At 41.5% G+C, this 15,015-nt stretch carries 13 protein-coding genes; 3 read left to right on the top strand and 10 right to left on the bottom strand.

Annotated features, from left to right (window positions below):
- The first annotated feature begins 18 nt into the window (after positions 1-18).
- Entirely contained in the window at positions 19-642 is a 624-nt protein-coding gene (locus AC1PJ9_RS09420; RefSeq protein WP_311069461.1) for a LysE family translocator, read from the top strand.
- Positions 643-728: 86 nt separating this feature from the next.
- On the opposite strand, the gene dapF is transcribed toward AC1PJ9_RS09420, so the two are convergent.
- The 5 genes from dapF to AC1PJ9_RS09395 all read right to left on the bottom strand — a co-directional run bounded on the left by dapF (position 729) and on the right by AC1PJ9_RS09395 (position 6,344).
- Entirely contained in the window at positions 729-1,574 is an 846-nt protein-coding gene (dapF, locus tag AC1PJ9_RS09415; RefSeq protein ID WP_263614409.1) for a diaminopimelate epimerase, read from the bottom strand.
- 5 nt (positions 1,575-1,579) lie between these two features.
- A complete protein-coding gene (lysA, locus tag AC1PJ9_RS09410) occupies positions 1,580-2,830 on the bottom strand; it encodes a diaminopimelate decarboxylase (protein WP_311069463.1) in 1,251 nt (416 codons plus the stop codon).
- Positions 2,831-2,852: 22 nt separating this feature from the next.
- Positions 2,853-3,077, bottom strand: coding sequence for an LPS translocon maturation chaperone LptM (gene lptM, locus AC1PJ9_RS09405; protein WP_004699798.1), 225 nt, complete (start codon positions 3,075-3,077; stop codon positions 2,853-2,855).
- Between the two features lie 140 nt (positions 3,078-3,217).
- A complete protein-coding gene (locus AC1PJ9_RS09400) occupies positions 3,218-4,624 on the bottom strand; it encodes an amino acid permease (protein WP_263614411.1) in 1,407 nt (468 codons plus the stop codon).
- A gap of 301 nt (positions 4,625-4,925) precedes the next feature.
- Positions 4,926-6,344, bottom strand: a complete 1,419-nt coding sequence (locus AC1PJ9_RS09395; RefSeq protein ID WP_311069464.1) for an amino acid permease — start codon at positions 6,342-6,344, stop codon at positions 4,926-4,928.
- Positions 6,345-6,519: 175 nt separating this feature from the next.
- Between AC1PJ9_RS09395 and radA the strand changes: the two genes are divergently transcribed.
- Both radA and AC1PJ9_RS09385 read left to right on the top strand, forming a co-directional pair.
- Positions 6,520-7,908, top strand: coding sequence for a DNA repair protein RadA (gene radA / locus AC1PJ9_RS09390; protein WP_151761321.1), 1,389 nt, complete (start codon positions 6,520-6,522; stop codon positions 7,906-7,908).
- Between the two features lie 82 nt (positions 7,909-7,990).
- A complete protein-coding gene (locus tag AC1PJ9_RS09385; protein ID WP_311069465.1) occupies positions 7,991-8,971 on the top strand; it encodes a Tim44 domain-containing protein in 981 nt (326 codons plus the stop codon).
- A gap of 57 nt (positions 8,972-9,028) precedes the next feature.
- Here the strand turns inward: AC1PJ9_RS09385 and epmA are convergent, their stop codons facing one another.
- From epmA to AC1PJ9_RS09360, 5 genes are all read right to left on the bottom strand, one after another.
- Positions 9,029-10,003, bottom strand: a complete 975-nt coding sequence (epmA, locus tag AC1PJ9_RS09380) for an EF-P lysine aminoacylase EpmA (protein ID WP_191012029.1) — start codon at positions 10,001-10,003, stop codon at positions 9,029-9,031.
- Complete coding sequence (locus AC1PJ9_RS09375; protein WP_311086756.1) at positions 10,000-11,067, bottom strand: 4-phosphoerythronate dehydrogenase; 1,068 nt, start codon at positions 11,065-11,067, stop codon at positions 10,000-10,002. Before AC1PJ9_RS09375 ends, epmA begins: the two co-directional genes overlap by 4 nt.
- A 104-nt stretch (positions 11,068-11,171) precedes the next feature.
- A complete protein-coding gene (locus tag AC1PJ9_RS09370; RefSeq protein WP_209045448.1) occupies positions 11,172-11,564 on the bottom strand; it encodes a YkvA family protein in 393 nt (130 codons plus the stop codon).
- A gap of 119 nt (positions 11,565-11,683) precedes the next feature.
- Positions 11,684-12,475: a formate dehydrogenase accessory sulfurtransferase FdhD gene (fdhD, locus tag AC1PJ9_RS09365; protein ID WP_311086755.1), complete on the bottom strand. Its 792-nt coding sequence runs from the start codon at positions 12,473-12,475 to the stop codon at positions 11,684-11,686.
- A 78-nt stretch (positions 12,476-12,553) separates the two neighbouring features.
- Positions 12,554-14,962, bottom strand: a complete 2,409-nt coding sequence (locus AC1PJ9_RS09360; protein WP_311086754.1) for an FdhF/YdeP family oxidoreductase — start codon at positions 14,960-14,962, stop codon at positions 12,554-12,556.
- Positions 14,963-15,015: the final 53 nt, after the last annotated feature.

The raw sequence follows: 15,015 nt of genomic DNA, 5'->3' as shown, positions 1-15,015 counted from the left end.
TCATTGGACCTTGCTGCCATGACCACCGTACTCATTCCTTATTTAATTGCCATTACTTTACTTACGCTTACTCCCGGCTTAGATACGACTTTAATTATTCGTACTGCTACACTTGAGGGTAAATCTAAAGCGTTCCAAGCAGCTCTTGGAATTAGCCTTGGCTGTATTGTATGGGGAATTGTCGTGGCCTGCGGTTTAGGTGCTCTACTTATGGCATCTGACTTAGCTTTTAATCTATTGAAATGGATGGGTGCCGCTTATTTAGCATGGCTGGGTTTAAATATGATTTTAAAACCACGTAGCCAACTTGCAGACATACAAGAAAATAATCCAAATCGCTCTACCTCAGAGAATTGGTTTGTTAAAGGTTTCTTTGGCAATTTACTCAATCCCAAAGTAGGTATTTTTTATATTTCATTTCTTCCCCAGTTCATTCCTGCCCAAGCATCGGCTGTCACTTGGGTAATGGGACTTGTGATGATTCATGTCGTGATTGGAATAATATGGTCAACTTTATTAATTTTAGCCATGCAGCCACTTTCACGTTATCTAAAACAACCTAAATTTGTGAAATATATGGACCGAATTACAGGCAGTATTTTTGTGTTGTTCGCATTGAAATTAGCTTTGAGTAAAAGGTAATAAAATCAAAAATTATTGTACATATAAAAGTAAGCCCCTTTTATCACTTTAACTGATGAAAAGAGGCTTCTATTTAGGCCATGCGATTAACCTTGGAAATAACGTAAATCCAAACGCCCATCATATACATGGGTTGTTGGACCAGTCATCCAGACCACATCACCTTCTTGCCATTCAATTTGTAACTTACCACCAGCAAGTTCAACTTCTACAGAGTTCGCAAGTAAACCACGGCGCATACCACTTACCGCAGCAGCACATGCTCCTGTACCACAAGCAAGTGTTTCACCAACACCACGTTCAAATACACGTAAGCGAACATGTTTATCATCAATCACTTGCATAAAGCCGGCATTCACACGTTCAGGGAAACGTTTATGTGATTCAACTTGTGGGCCAATACCTGCTACATCAGCAGTGAGTACATCTGGAACAATAGTGACCGCGTGTGGGTTACCCATGTTGACTACGTCAATACTAATGTTTTGGTCATTTGCCAACTCAAGGGTATATAAAGCTTCTGGCTCTTCGGCAACAAATGGAATTTCATTTGGTAGAAACTTTGGGTAGCCCATATTTACGCGCACCCAACCATTTTGCCCAAGCTCAGGCTTTACAATACCTGCTTTGGTTTGTACGGTAATGTTGGTTTTATTAGTTAAATGACGTTCATGTACAAAACGCGCGAAACAACGTACGCCATTACCACATTGTTCAACCTCAGAACCATCGGCATTGAAAATGCGATATTTAAAGTCAGCTTCTGGTAAATCTGGTGGTTCGACAATTAAAAGCTGGTCAAAGCCAACACCAAAGTGTCGATCTGCCAAACGTTGAATGGTTGCTGTATCTAAATAAGCTCTTTGGCTAATTAGATCAACCACCATGAAATCATTGCCCAAACCATGCATTTTGGTAAATTCTAATAACATCTCATTTACTCCTCAGGCAATAAACGTTCTTTTTCCCAAAGCGATTCAACCGTTTCACGTTCACGAATTAAATAGCTCTTTTCACCTGATACCATGACTTCTGCTGCACGGCCACGCGTGTTGTAATTTGAACTCATGACAAAACCATAAGCCCCTGCGCCGAGTACAGCCAACAGGTCATTTTCTTGTAGTGCGAGTGAGCGGTCTTTACCAATAAAGTCACCTGTCTCACAAATCGCCCCAACTAGGTCCCATACTTTTTCTTCAGTATCGGTACGTGGCACAACAGGCTGAATATCCATCCAAGCTTCATATAAAGCAGGACGAATCAAATCATTCATTGCTGCATCAATAATCGCGAAATTACGATGTGTCGTTGGTTTAAGCAAATCAACTTTAGTTAAAAGTACACCCGCATTTGCACTGATGCTACGGCCCGGCTCCATATAGACTTTTAAGCCTAACTTTTCTAAAGCAGGTTTCATGGAGTTTGCATATTCTTCAACACTTGGCGGTGTTTCATCTTTATAACAAACCCCTAAACCACCACCGATATCGATATGTTTAAGATTGATGCCTAGTTTTTTCAACTCATCGATCATCACAATGACACGGTCTAAAGCATCAACAAACGGTTTAGTTTCAGTGAGCTGTGAACCAATGTGACAATCAATACCTACAATTTCAAGATTAGGTAAAGAAGCCGCGTATTGATAAGTTTCATAAACTGTATCACTTGGAATACCAAATTTATTTTCTTTTAAACCAGTTGAAATATAAGGATGCGTTTTTGCATCAACGTCTGGATTTACACGTAATGAAATCGGCGCTTTCTTGCCTAAACGAGCTGCCACTTTTTGAAGGCGGTCTAATTCGGCATAAGACTCTACGTTAAAGCAAGCAATACCTACATTGAGTGATGTTTCAATATCTGCTTCGGTTTTACCTAAACCTGAAAAAACAACTTTAGATGCATCTCCACCCGCTTTTAAAACGCGAGCCAGCTCACCACCAGATACAATATCAAAACCCGCACCAAGTTTTGCCAAGACACTAAGAACAGCTAAATTTGAGTTAGATTTCACCGCAAAACAGATTTGATGATCAATAAAGTCAAAAGCACGGTCCATATCCAAGTAATGTTTTTCAAAAGCTGCTTTTGAATAAACATACAAAGGTGTGCCAAATTGCTGCGCAAGCTGCTCCATAGAACATTGCTCTGCATGCAATACTCCATTAATGCGAGTGAAACTCATGAATGTGTCCTTATTTCAAAGCTTAAGGTGATGTAGTTTGGTTTTGGGCTGATGATGACTCGACTGGCTGTTCAGACTTTTCATCCTTTTGCACAGCTGGTTTTGATTCTTTATTACGATAAAGCAAGTATTTTGCACGGTTGTCATAATTTGGATCAGAAGGTAGCTGCAATGCTCCTGACTGACCGCAAGCTGTAAGCAAAATACTGCTGCTCAATAAACTGATGAGGCAAATGACACGAAGCATCTGAGCACCTGATTTAAACAATTCGATGCAGTATACCGTGATCATGCAAGCGGCTAAAGAGTAAACTTGAATAGAAAAACAATATGCATAAAAAACGCCAGCTTTTCAGCCAGCGTTTAGTCATAAGCAAATCAATTTAATTACTTTTTATGCCGTGGTTTATAGAAGAAGAAATAACCAATGATCAAGATAACAAACCAGATTGGGCTGACTTTCAGAGCTTTAAACGTGTCTGGCTCTAAAGACAACACGTAAATCATGCCCACAAAGAAAATAATCGTGATCCAACAGGTAAATAAACCACCCGGCAATTTAAATGTTGATTTGGCATGCAGTTCAGGGCGTGTCGTGTAATAACGAATGTAGCTCCAGATAATCAGTAACCACACGCAAATGAACAAAATGGTTGAAAGCGTTGTTGCAAGTGTGAAGGCTTCAACTGTATTTGGTACAAAATACTGTAATGCCGCACCTAACAATAAACACGCAGCAGAGAAATACAATGCATTTGCAGGTACTGCACGTCTGTTCAATTTACCAAAAGCTTTCGGTCCTTGATCTTCACGAGATAAACCAAACAACATACGGCTTGTTGAGAATACACCGCTGTTCATTGACGACATCACTGATGACAATACCACTAAGTTCATCAAGATTGCTGCTGCTGCAATACCTGCTTGGCTAAACAAGTTTACAAATGGACTGATCGCCGGATCAATTCTATTCCACGGCGTTACCGACATTACAATAAGCAATGCCAATACGTAGAAAATAATGATACGAACTGGAATTGAGTTAATCGCTTTAGGCAAGTTGCGCTCAGGATCTTTGGTTTCAGCAGCCGTTGTTCCCACAAGCTCTACACCCACGAAAGCAAAGATTGCGATCTGGAAGCCAGCCAAGAAACCATGCACCCCTGTTGGGAAGAAACCACCATTTGCCCACAAGTGGGTAAATGAAGCCACCTCGCCCGTACTAGAAGTAAAGCCAGTAAAGATCATCCATAGACCCACTGCAATTAAAATAATAATCGCAAGAATCTTAATAAGCGCAAACCAGAACTCTAACTCACCAAATAGGCGTACAGTTAATAGATTCAAGCCCATAATAAATACAATAGCGGCAACGCTAATCATTGCACCTTCCATTGGTGAGAAAGGCTGCCCGTTATTGAAGAATTGTAAGTAGTAGATAATTGCAGAAAGATCGGCGATACCAATCGTGATCCAGCACAACCAATAGGTCCACCCCACAAAATAACCTGCCCATGGGCCAATTAAATCTGTGGTGAAGTCAATAAATGATTTATAGGTCAGATTTGACAGGAGTAATTCGCCAAGAGCACGCATGACAAAAAACACCATCACACCAATAATCAAATAAATGAATAAGATAGATGGGCCGGCAAGACTAATCGTTTTACCTGACCCCATGAATAATCCAGTACCGATGGCACCACCAATTGCAATCAGCTGTAAATGCCGATTGGAAAGACTACGATGGAGCTCACCTTGTTCATGAGGGTCGCTCAGATTTTGATTCGACATTTTATGAATACACTCCAGTAATTTTTTTAGTCCGTTAGCTAAATTCAAATCAAAAAGACGATATCGCACCATTTGCAGGTATCTTTTTAAATGTATATTTTTTGACAACTTTTCAGCTAACCAATTTTTGTCTGTATGGCTGATAATTTCAAGATACATACAATTAAATCCGATAATACGCACAAGAACATAGCAATACAACGCACCTTCCAGTCTACAAATAAGACTTGAACCACTTTGATTTTTCAATTAAAAAAGGCAATCTGATCGATTGCCTTTTTATATTTTGCTTCTAAGTTATTTATTCTTGGGCAAAATTACGTTTTATTTTTGACTTATAAAAACCAAAGTAACCAATTGCAAGTACAAGGAACCAGATTGGGCTAACCATAAGCGACTTAGCTGTATCTGCTTCAAGGCTTAAAATCGCAATCGTAAATAAGAAGAAAGCAATAACGACATAACTCATCGCTACCCCACCCGGCATTTTAAAGTTCGATTTTTCATGCAGTTCAGGAGATAACTTACGGTAGCGGATGTAACACACCAAAATCAAAATCCATACCGTTAAGAATAAAATGGTGCATAACGTTGTTGCCAAGGTAAATGCTTCAATGGTATTTGGCACAAAATATTGTAATAAAGCACCGCCCATAATACAGGCACAGGAAAAAATTAAACCATTTGCCGGAACTGCGCTTTTAGTCAGCTGACCCAAAGTTTCAGGTGCCTGACCATCACGCGATAAGCCGTACATCATTCGGCTAGTTGAAAAAATACCGCTGTTCATCGAAGACATCACCGATGACAACACCACCAGATTCATAATAATTGCAGCAGTTGGAATACCTGCCATTAAGAATAATTCAACGAATGGGCTACGATCTGCTTTTACCTGATCCCAAGGTGTTACAGACATCACCACCATTAATGCCAATACATAGAACAAAATGACGCGAATCGGAATTGCGTTAATTGCTTTAGGCAAATGTTTATGTGGATCTTTAGTTTCAGCGGCTGTAGTTCCGACCAACTCCACCCCAATAAAAGCAAAGATCGCAATCTGGAAGCCCGCAAGGAAACCATTTACCCCATGAGGAAACATACCGCCATGATTCCAAATGTTAGAGATAGCAGCAACAGAGCCAGATGGTGATTGGAACTTGGACACTACCATGTAGATGCCGGCAAGGACTAAAGCAATAATGGCAACAATTTTGATAATCGCAAACCAGAACTCTACTTCGCCAAATAGACGAACCGTTAATAAGTTTAAAACTAATAAAAAGAGAACACAGCCCGCACTAATCATGGCCTGTTCTATTGGACTAAAACTGACTCCATTGGGTAGCCAAAAACTCAAATAGCTCGTTACCGCGGTTAAATCTGCCATACCTACGAGCACCCAACTTACCCAGTAGGTCCACCCGACATAAAAGCCAGCCCAAGGGCCAATCAAATCATAAGCCATATCGACAAATGACTTATAATTTAGGTTGGAAAGTAAAACTTCTCCCAAAGCACGCATAAGAAAGAAAATCATGGTGCCAATAATTAAATAGATAAATAAAATTGACGGCCCCGCCAATGAAATAGTTTTGCCCGACCCCATAAACAGGCCTGTTCCAATGGCCCCTCCAATAGCGATCAATTGTAAATGGCGATTGGTCAGCTTGCGCTGTAAGTCGCCAGCATGATCATGATGCTGAAGATTAGACATAGGTAAATATCCTAAAAATTTCCCACCTTAGCTAAAGCAAAATACATTCCAATATTTTTGGACAACGCATGAAAAATAGGCCTTTGAAAAATGATCGGGTTCTGCCTACGTTCAGGGTGTCGTTTTGCTATACTCTATTTTTACTGATTATGAAGTTATCTAACCGAAGTCGAATATGAGCAAAGTCAAAACTGTTTACCGTTGCGAACAATGTGGTGCTGATCATCCTAAATGGGCCGGTCAATGTTCAGAGTGTGGTGAATGGAATTCTCTGACTGAAGTCAAACTCGAACCTACTACAGCGCATCGTGCGCGTCCTAAAATTGGTGGCTATGCAGGCCAAGTTGCCAATATCACAACACTTAATAAAGTCTCGGTTTCTCATGAAACCCGCTTACCTACAGGTATTAGCGAGTTTGACCGTGTACTTGGCGGTGGTTTGGTCACAGGCTCTGTTGTCCTAATTGGTGGTGATCCGGGTATTGGTAAATCGACTATTCTTTTGCAAACCGCAACCCACATGGCAAGTGCAAAAAGCTCTGCACTTTATATTACGGGTGAAGAATCGTTATCTCAGGTGGCCTTACGTGCTCAGCGCCTTGACCTGCCGACAGATCAATTAAAAGTCATGGCGGAAACCTGTGTCGAGCGGATTTGTGAAGTTTTAGAACAAGAAAAACCTGTTGTTGCAATTTTGGATTCGATTCAAACGCTTTACACAGAAACGCTCCAATCTGCACCAGGTGGTGTCTCACAAATTCGTGAATCTGCTGCGTTATTGACCCGTTATGCAAAAAATAGTGGCACGGCGCTATTTATTGTTGGTCACGTGACCAAAGAAGGTGCACTCGCAGGTCCGCGTGTTTTAGAACACATGGTGGACTGCGTACTTTATTTTGAAGGCCAATCCGACTCACGTTATCGTATGATTCGTGCTGTTAAAAACCGTTTTGGCGCAGTCAACGAACTTGGCGTATTTGGCATGACCGATAAAGGTTTACGCGAAGTAGCCAACCCTTCTGCTATTTTCTTAAGTCGTTACGATGAAGCGATTCCCGGTTCAATTGTTATGATTAGCCGTGAAGGGACTCGCCCACTTTTAGTTGAAGTTCAAGCTTTAGTTGATGATGCCCAAGGACAACCACGACGTGTCGCACTTGGTCTTGAACAAAACCGCTTAAATATGTTGCTTGCTGTCATGCATCGTCATGGCGGTGTGCAAACCACAGGACAAGATGTCTATGTCAACATTGTCGGTGGTTTAAAAATTACTGAAACAGGTTCGGACTTGGCTGTTTTACTTGCCTGTGCTTCGAGTTTACGGACCAAAGCATTGCCTCAGCAACTTGCAGTTTTTGGTGAAGTTGGACTTTCAGGTGAAATTCGTCCTGTACCAAATGGACAAGAGCGTTTAAAAGAAGCGGCAAAACATGGCTTTAAATATGTCATTTTACCTAGAGGCAACGCCCCACAAAAAGAGATTCCGGGCGTTCAAGTGATTGCTGTTGCTCGCTTACATGAAGCGCTGACCGAAGCGATGCAGCTCAGCGATGAATTGACATAAAAAAACATATTTTTATAGTTGAAATTTAGTGTAAATGGCTGCATAAATACTATTACAAATTAATTTTAAACAGGAATTTCCTATGGAAGTACACCAGCGCGGCTTGATAACCGGTATTTTAATGGCTGCTTTGGCAATTTCTCCTCTTGCTGAAGCAAAACGTGCAGGTGGTGGTAAAAGCCACGGCATGGCACGCTCTACCACTTCAAGCCAGTCATATCAACAACCTCGTCAAGTGGCTCCAGTTCAACAACCTGCTACAGCACCTCAGAGATCTGGTCCGGGTGTTGGTTCAATGGTTGCAGCTGGTGTAGCTGGTGCTGCCGTAGGTGCTGTTGCAGCACATGCTTTAGCTGATGACAAACCAACATCAACTGAACAACGTGTAACCCAGCCTGACAACGAGCAACAAGCTGCTCAACAGCAACAAGAGAAGAAAGGTGGTATCCCAGGTTGGTTATGGGTATTACTTGCTGCTGCTGTTGCCTTTTTTGTATTCCGCAAATTTGGCGGGAAAAAAAAATTAGCAGCAAATAATCCTTACGCTCCAAACAGCAACGGTCAAAACACATTTGGCCGTTCAGCTGCGCCAACGAACTCAAACGACAACACCAATATTTTTGGTCAGTCTGTTGGCGGTGGTACAGCAACTCAAGCTCCGTTTGGCGGTGCAACAACAAGTAATGGCAACCAGTTACCAGATGGTAGTGAACCTGCTTCTTTCTTACGTGTTGCTCGTCAGCGTTTTAACCACATTCAGTCAATTAACAGTGCAAGTAACATCGAAGAAATTCGTCGCTACTTAACACCTGAACTTTATAACTCTATGTATAACGACATCATGGAGAACCAAGATCAGGACGTTGCCGAGTTTAGTAACTTAAATGCAATGGTTGTAGACAGTGCGACTGAAAATGGTCAATACATTGTGAGCGTACGCTTTACAGGTACAGTAAGTGAAGATTTAAATAGCTTGCCACAGCCATTTACAGAAATCTGGCACTTTGTAAAACCTGTTGGCTCTCAGCAAGACTGGGTTGTTGCAGGTATTCAACAGGCTTAATTTAAATAAGCTTTAAATAAAAAAGCCACAATATGTGGCTTTTTTATTTGCTCGCGCTTAGGCAATTTCAGCTGGAAAAGCGATGACTTTTTCGATTTTAAGTTGATCTGTTGCAACCATGAGTAATCGGTCAATACCTAAAGCAATTCCTGAGCATTCTGGCATATGAGGTAACGCAGCCAGCAAGTGCTCATCTAATGGCATGACATGAAGCCCTTGCTTAGCTCGTTCTGCATTATCTGCTTCAAAGCGTGAACGTAACACGTCTGCATCGAGCAATTCATCGTAAGCATTGGCAAGCTCTAAGCCTTCAATATAAACCTCAAAACGCGCTGCGACCTCTTCCCCATCTTCATCTACTTTCACTTTAGCCAAAGATGCCATTTCTGGCGGAAAGTCAGTTAAAAAGACAGGTGCATCAAAACCTAAACTTGGCTCAACAAAATGAGAGAACAACAAATCCATATAAGCTAAGCGATCATCACCTAAATCAAGATTTAATCCCACACGATTTGCAGTATCTTTGAGTTGCTTTAAAGTCGCTTGCAAAGGGTTAATGTCCAAGCGGTCCTGAAAAGCATGCTTATAACTTAAAATAAATGGACGAACTTCACCAAAACGATGCTGCAAACATGTTTGTAATAAATCGGCTGTTTCATGCATTAATGCTTTTAAGTCCAAACCCGGACGGTACCATTCAAGCATGGTAAATTCACTGTTGTGTTTGCGCCCGTGTTCATCGTCTCGGAAAACTTTACAGATTTGATAAATCGGCCCGCTACCACTTGCCAATAACCGCTTCATGGCGAACTCTGGTGAGGTTTGTAAATATTGAGTTTGCAACTTGCCATGAATATGACGCAAAGTCTGAACCGAAGCCAAATGCACATCGGTAACGCCTGCTTGTGAAACAATTGGCGTTTCGACTTCCATGACTTCACGTTCTGCAAAGAACTGGCGAATTTGGGTATAAAGCTTAGCACGAGCCTTTAAAGCATCAATTGAACAAGTAGGTTGATAACTTAAACTCATGCCTGTGGTCCCCCATGTGCTGCCCATTCACGGCGCAGCGGATAATTCTTACGTAATAAATCAAATGCTTTTTGCTCTACTTTGCCATCTTTAACGCAGGCACGGATGTTGGCATCATCTTGAGCAATATCATAAATTTGAGATATTTTTTGCTTTAACACTGCCTTTAAATCATGTCCTGAAAAATAGTCTTCACATGCAGGTAACTGAGTTTCAAAACGCTTATTGATGTCATATCCAAACTTTTGGCAAAACGCTTCATAAATCATTTGCGTACCGCGTGCCTTACCTTCCAAGCTATAGCCTGCGATATGCGGTGTCGCCAACGCCAACATATTTAAAAGCTCATCAGATATGACTGGTTCATGTTCAAATACATCTAGCACGACTTTACGCTGAGTACGTTGAATGTCTTGCATTAAAGCAGCTTCTTTCACGACCGGACCACGAGCGCTATTAATTAAAATGGTGTCAGGTTGAAGTTGCGCAAAAGTTTGTTCATTGAAAAGATGATATGTCGCATGTTCATCGTTTTTAGTGAGCGGCACATGAATTGAAATGGCATTGGCTTGTTGCAATAGGGTTTTAAAGCTTACATTTTCAATTGAATCTAACTGTACATATGGGTCGAAGCCAATTACATTCCAACCAAGTAACTGAGCCATATAAGCCAAACGTTTACCCACATTTCCAAGACCAACAATGCCTAGGGTAAATTTTTCTTGTTGTTCTAAAAGGTTTGTATCTAAATGCAGTAAAGCAGTAATCACATATTCAGCAACTGCCTGTGCATTACAACCTGCTGCATTGGCCCATGTAATGTCATGTTTTTCTAAGGCTTGAATATCTAAATGATCGGTTCCGATTGTGGCACTACCCACATATTTTAAAGCGGTGTTTTGAATTAAACTTTCGTTCACTGCGGTGACTGAGCGAACCAATAAAGCTTCAGCATCTTTTACATCTGCGTGCGTTAAGGTGCGTCCTGCATGGTGTTGAATATCGCCAAATTCTGAAAAAAAGTAATCGGTAAATGCCAAGTTTTCATCTGCGACGATTTTCATTATCTGCAACTCATAGCTTATAAAAACGTTATTATCCTTTGAGTTGTAGCAAAGCACAATGTTCGGGGCGTTAAATTACAACAAGGTTTCAAAGGTTAGTTCACCTACAAACCACCACCAAAATAAAAATAAGCCATCACAGCAAGAGTGAGCCACATTAAAATAATAAGTACAGCAACCAAATAATTTCGTGGCCCTTTTTCATGTTCTTCTAGCCATTCATTAGCTTGCTGTTCCGCATCGAAAATAACCTGTTGAGGCGTAAAACGAAGCGCTAACCAAATGAGTATGGGTAAAATGATGGCATCATCTACAAAGCCTAATATAGGAATAAAATCTGGAATTAAATCGATGGGACTAAAAGCATAAGCCACAGCCACGACCGCAATCACTTTGGGTAACCACGGCATTTGAGGATGCCTTGATGCAAACCAAAGCATAATAATTTGTTTTTTTAGACGCTTTGCCCATTCTTTTATTGATTGTACCCAAGACATTTGGACAGACTCTGAACCTTTAGAGTTTTATAATAATCTATAAAATCTATCCTTAGCTTAAAAGCAACAGAAATGTCAGATGAGCTTCGTTTTAAGCCCATCATATTGAACGATATATTTTAAATTTCTGTATATAAAACAAACCTGTCTCCCCTACAGAAACTTGCCAATGTCAGGCCAGATTGTTTGGCTAACTGAATGGCCATACTGGTCGGTGCTGAAATTGAAGCTAGTAGGCTAATATTCAACTGGGCACATTTTCGTATCAGTTCATAACTTGCCCGACTGGTCATCACCACAAAACCTAAACTGGTGTCGTAGTTTTCTTGAGCTAAATAACCAATTAGTTTGTCTAAGGCATTATGGCGGCCAACATCTTCAAATAACGCCACGATTTGACCATCAACCACCCACGCTGCGGCATGTGCCCCACCTGTTAAAGCGGTAATTTCTTGCTGGGCTTTTAAATGGGAAATAGCACTTGGAATTTGCTCAAGCCATATTTTTGATGCATGTGTTGTAATTTTGGGAACATCTAACTGAAACTGTTCTAAGCTCTCAATTCCGCATAAACCACAGCCTGTACGACCTACCATCATACGGCGGTGTTCTTTTAATGCAGCAAATGCTCTCGATGAAATGGTCATTTCAACCGTAATTCCCATTTCACTTTGATGCACATCAAGCGCATATAGCTCTTTTAAACTGGTCAAAATGCCTTCTGAGAGACTAAAACCTTTGGCAAATAATTCAACATCGGTTGGTGTTGCCATCATCACCGCATGTGAAATACCGTTATACACCAAGGCGATTGGGTACTCTTGCACAATATGATCTAAAACATTTTCAGATTCGGTTTTGTTAAAACGCTGTACTTGTAATGTTTCAACCCCATAAGCATGTGGTGTCAAAATGATTTCCTTTATTTCAAAATGGCGCTTGTTTAGAGCGCCATTTGTTTGAATTACATTTTAAATATCGTGTTTGATTTAAAGGCTGCTGACTTTTCTATCTGCATCTTCAGGGTCAACTGCTGTTGCCAAGTTAAAGTGCTCTGGTGCATTCCCGGGATGCAAAATCACAGGAACACTTTTTGATGCCGGAATCTTGGCATATTTATCGTGACTGCTTAATGCCACCAAAGGATTGGTTTCCGGATAGTAAGCAGCTAAGCTGCCGCGCGGAATGTTGTACGGCACAATACGGAAACTATGCACGATACGCTTCACACCATCCGAGAAAACACTTTCAATATCGACCCATTGATTTGCTTCAAAGCCTGCTTCATCAATATCAGCTTGGTTCATAAACAACACACGGCGCTGACCAAACACCCCACGGTAACGGTCATCTAGACCATATAAAGTGGTGTTGTATTGGTCATGGGAACGCGTGGTCATTAAGGTATAGACCTTACTTTCGGTATATGCCGCAGCGTACTGATTTTCCTTATCGGCATAAACCTCACTCAGCGGTGTGATCATAAACTGCGCTTTACCGCTCTTTGTATTCCAGATGTGCTGATTGGCTGGATGCTCTAGATGGAAACCGCCCGGTTTATAGACGCGTAAATTAAAGTCATGGAACTCATCAAATACATCGGCAATTGAGTCACGAATACGGTCATAGCTTTCAATGTACCATTTCCATTTAATCTGACTGTCTGGAAGTACCGCTTCAGCCATTCTTGCCACAATATCCGGTTCCGACAATATGTTTTTAGAAATTGGCGTATTACGCCCTGCCGATAAGTGAACATTACTCATGGAGTCTTCAACAGAAATTGCTTGCGGGCCGTGAAGCTGTTCATCAATTTCGGTACGGCCTAAACATGGCAAAATAAGTGCGTCTTTACCACACACCAAATGGCTACGATTTAATTTCGTTGCGACATGAACAGTTAAATCACATTTTCTAAGCGCTTCTTGAGTATATGGAGTATCTGGCGTCGCGACCGCAAAGTTTCCGCCCAAACCAATGAAGACTTTGACCTCGCCCTCAGCCATAGCTTTAATGGTTTCGACCACACCATGCCCATTTTTTCTTGGTGATTTAATACCGAACACACGGTCAATGCTATCGAGTAGTTTAGGGCTAGGCAGTTCATTAATACCCATAGTTCGGTCGCCTTGCACGTTACTGTGCCCACGAACCGGACATAGCCCTGCACCCGGTCTACCAATTTGACCACGCGCCAACAATAAATTTGCCAGCATATGTACGTTAGCAGTTCCGTGACGGTGCTGGGTAATCCCCATACCCCAACAGAAAATAGAGCGCTCTGACTCTAAAAAGAGTTTAGAGAGTTTTTCTAAATGTTCAGGTGACAGACCTGAGTGCTTATGAATATCTGCCCACTCGGTTCTTTCTACCTCAGCAATCATTTCATCGAAACCAACAGTATTGACCGCAATAAAGTTTCGGTCAAAAACGCTTGGTTTACCTGAGGCAAGTGCTTTTTTATCCCACTCATTTAAGTGCTTTAACATCCCTAACATGAGTGCATAGTCACCCCCAATTTTAGGCTGGAAATAATAACGACTAATTGGCGTACTGCCGTTGGTCATCATTTCAAGCGGTGCTTGCGGGTCTTGGAAACGCTCTAGGCCTCGTTCTTTAATCGGGTTAATTGCAATAATATTGCCGCCGCGTTTAGAAACTTCACGTAAAGTACCTAACATACGCGGATGGTTGGTGCCGGGGTTATGACCAAAACTAAAAATAGCATCAGCTATATCGAAGTCATCTAGGGTGACTGTGCCCTTTCCTAAACCAATTGAGTCAAGCAAGCCGACACTTGTGGTTTCATGGCACATGTTCGAACAGTCTGGAAAGTTATTTGTACCAAAGCTTCTCACAAATAATTGATATAAAAATGCTGCTTCGTTACTGGCACGGCCCGACGTATAAAATGCCGCTTGGTCTGGGTTATCTAGCGCATGTAAATGTTGAGCAATGAGCTTAAATGCATCATCCCACGAAATAGGAACATATTTATCGGTTGCAGCATCATAACGAACTGGGTCGGTTAAGCGGCCTAGGTCTTCTAGGAAGAAGTCACTTTGTTCTGATAACCAACTGACGGTATGGCCTGCAAAATATTCGGGAGTAACGGTTTTACTGGTTGCTTCAAAAGCAACTGCCTTGGCACCATTTTCACAAAAGTTAAAGGCATGGGCATCTTTCTTTTCTGGCCATGCACAGCCGGGACAGTCAAAACCTGTCGGCTGGTTAATGTTGAGTAAGGTAATTGAGCCTTTGCCTAAAATATCTTGTCGCTTTAGGTTTCGAGCAACACTGAGCAGTGCGCCCCACCCGCCAGCAGGATGAGTATATGGCTCAATTCGCGCAAAACTATTATTTTCCTGTATGTGCTTTTGTTCTTCTGAATTATCCACTTTTTCATCCTCTTATCTTTTTTACACTCAACAGGCTCAGTAAAATCACAATT

This window comes from Acinetobacter sp. 70_2 (genome assembly GCF_056736115.1).
The sequence above is the reverse complement of the archived record's forward strand: the minus strand, read 5'-3'. Positions and strand labels throughout refer to the sequence as shown.

What these genes read in the sequence shown, in the direction of transcription:
- AC1PJ9_RS09420 (WP_311069461.1), top strand. Translation starts at nt 19, where the DNA reads ATGACCACCGTACTCATTCCTTATTTAATTGCCATTACTTTACTTACG.
- dapF (WP_263614409.1), bottom strand. Translation starts at nt 1,574, where the DNA reads ATGTTATTAGAATTTACCAAAATGCATGGTTTGGGCAATGATTTCATG.
- lysA (WP_311069463.1), bottom strand. Translation starts at nt 2,830, where the DNA reads ATGAGTTTCACTCGCATTAATGGAGTATTGCATGCAGAGCAATGTTCT.
- lptM (WP_004699798.1), bottom strand. Translation starts at nt 3,077, where the DNA reads ATGCTTCGTGTCATTTGCCTCATCAGTTTATTGAGCAGCAGTATTTTG.
- AC1PJ9_RS09400 (WP_263614411.1), bottom strand. Translation starts at nt 4,624, where the DNA reads ATGTCGAATCAAAATCTGAGCGACCCTCATGAACAAGGTGAGCTCCAT.
- AC1PJ9_RS09395 (WP_311069464.1), bottom strand. Translation starts at nt 6,344, where the DNA reads ATGTCTAATCTTCAGCATCATGATCATGCTGGCGACTTACAGCGCAAG.
- radA (WP_151761321.1), top strand. Translation starts at nt 6,520, where the DNA reads ATGAGCAAAGTCAAAACTGTTTACCGTTGCGAACAATGTGGTGCTGAT.
- AC1PJ9_RS09385 (WP_311069465.1), top strand. Translation starts at nt 7,991, where the DNA reads ATGGAAGTACACCAGCGCGGCTTGATAACCGGTATTTTAATGGCTGCT.
- epmA (WP_191012029.1), bottom strand. Translation starts at nt 10,003, where the DNA reads ATGAGTTTAAGTTATCAACCTACTTGTTCAATTGATGCTTTAAAGGCT.
- AC1PJ9_RS09375 (WP_311086756.1), bottom strand. Translation starts at nt 11,067, where the DNA reads ATGAAAATCGTCGCAGATGAAAACTTGGCATTTACCGATTACTTTTTT.
- AC1PJ9_RS09370 (WP_209045448.1), bottom strand. Translation starts at nt 11,564, where the DNA reads ATGTCTTGGGTACAATCAATAAAAGAATGGGCAAAGCGTCTAAAAAAA.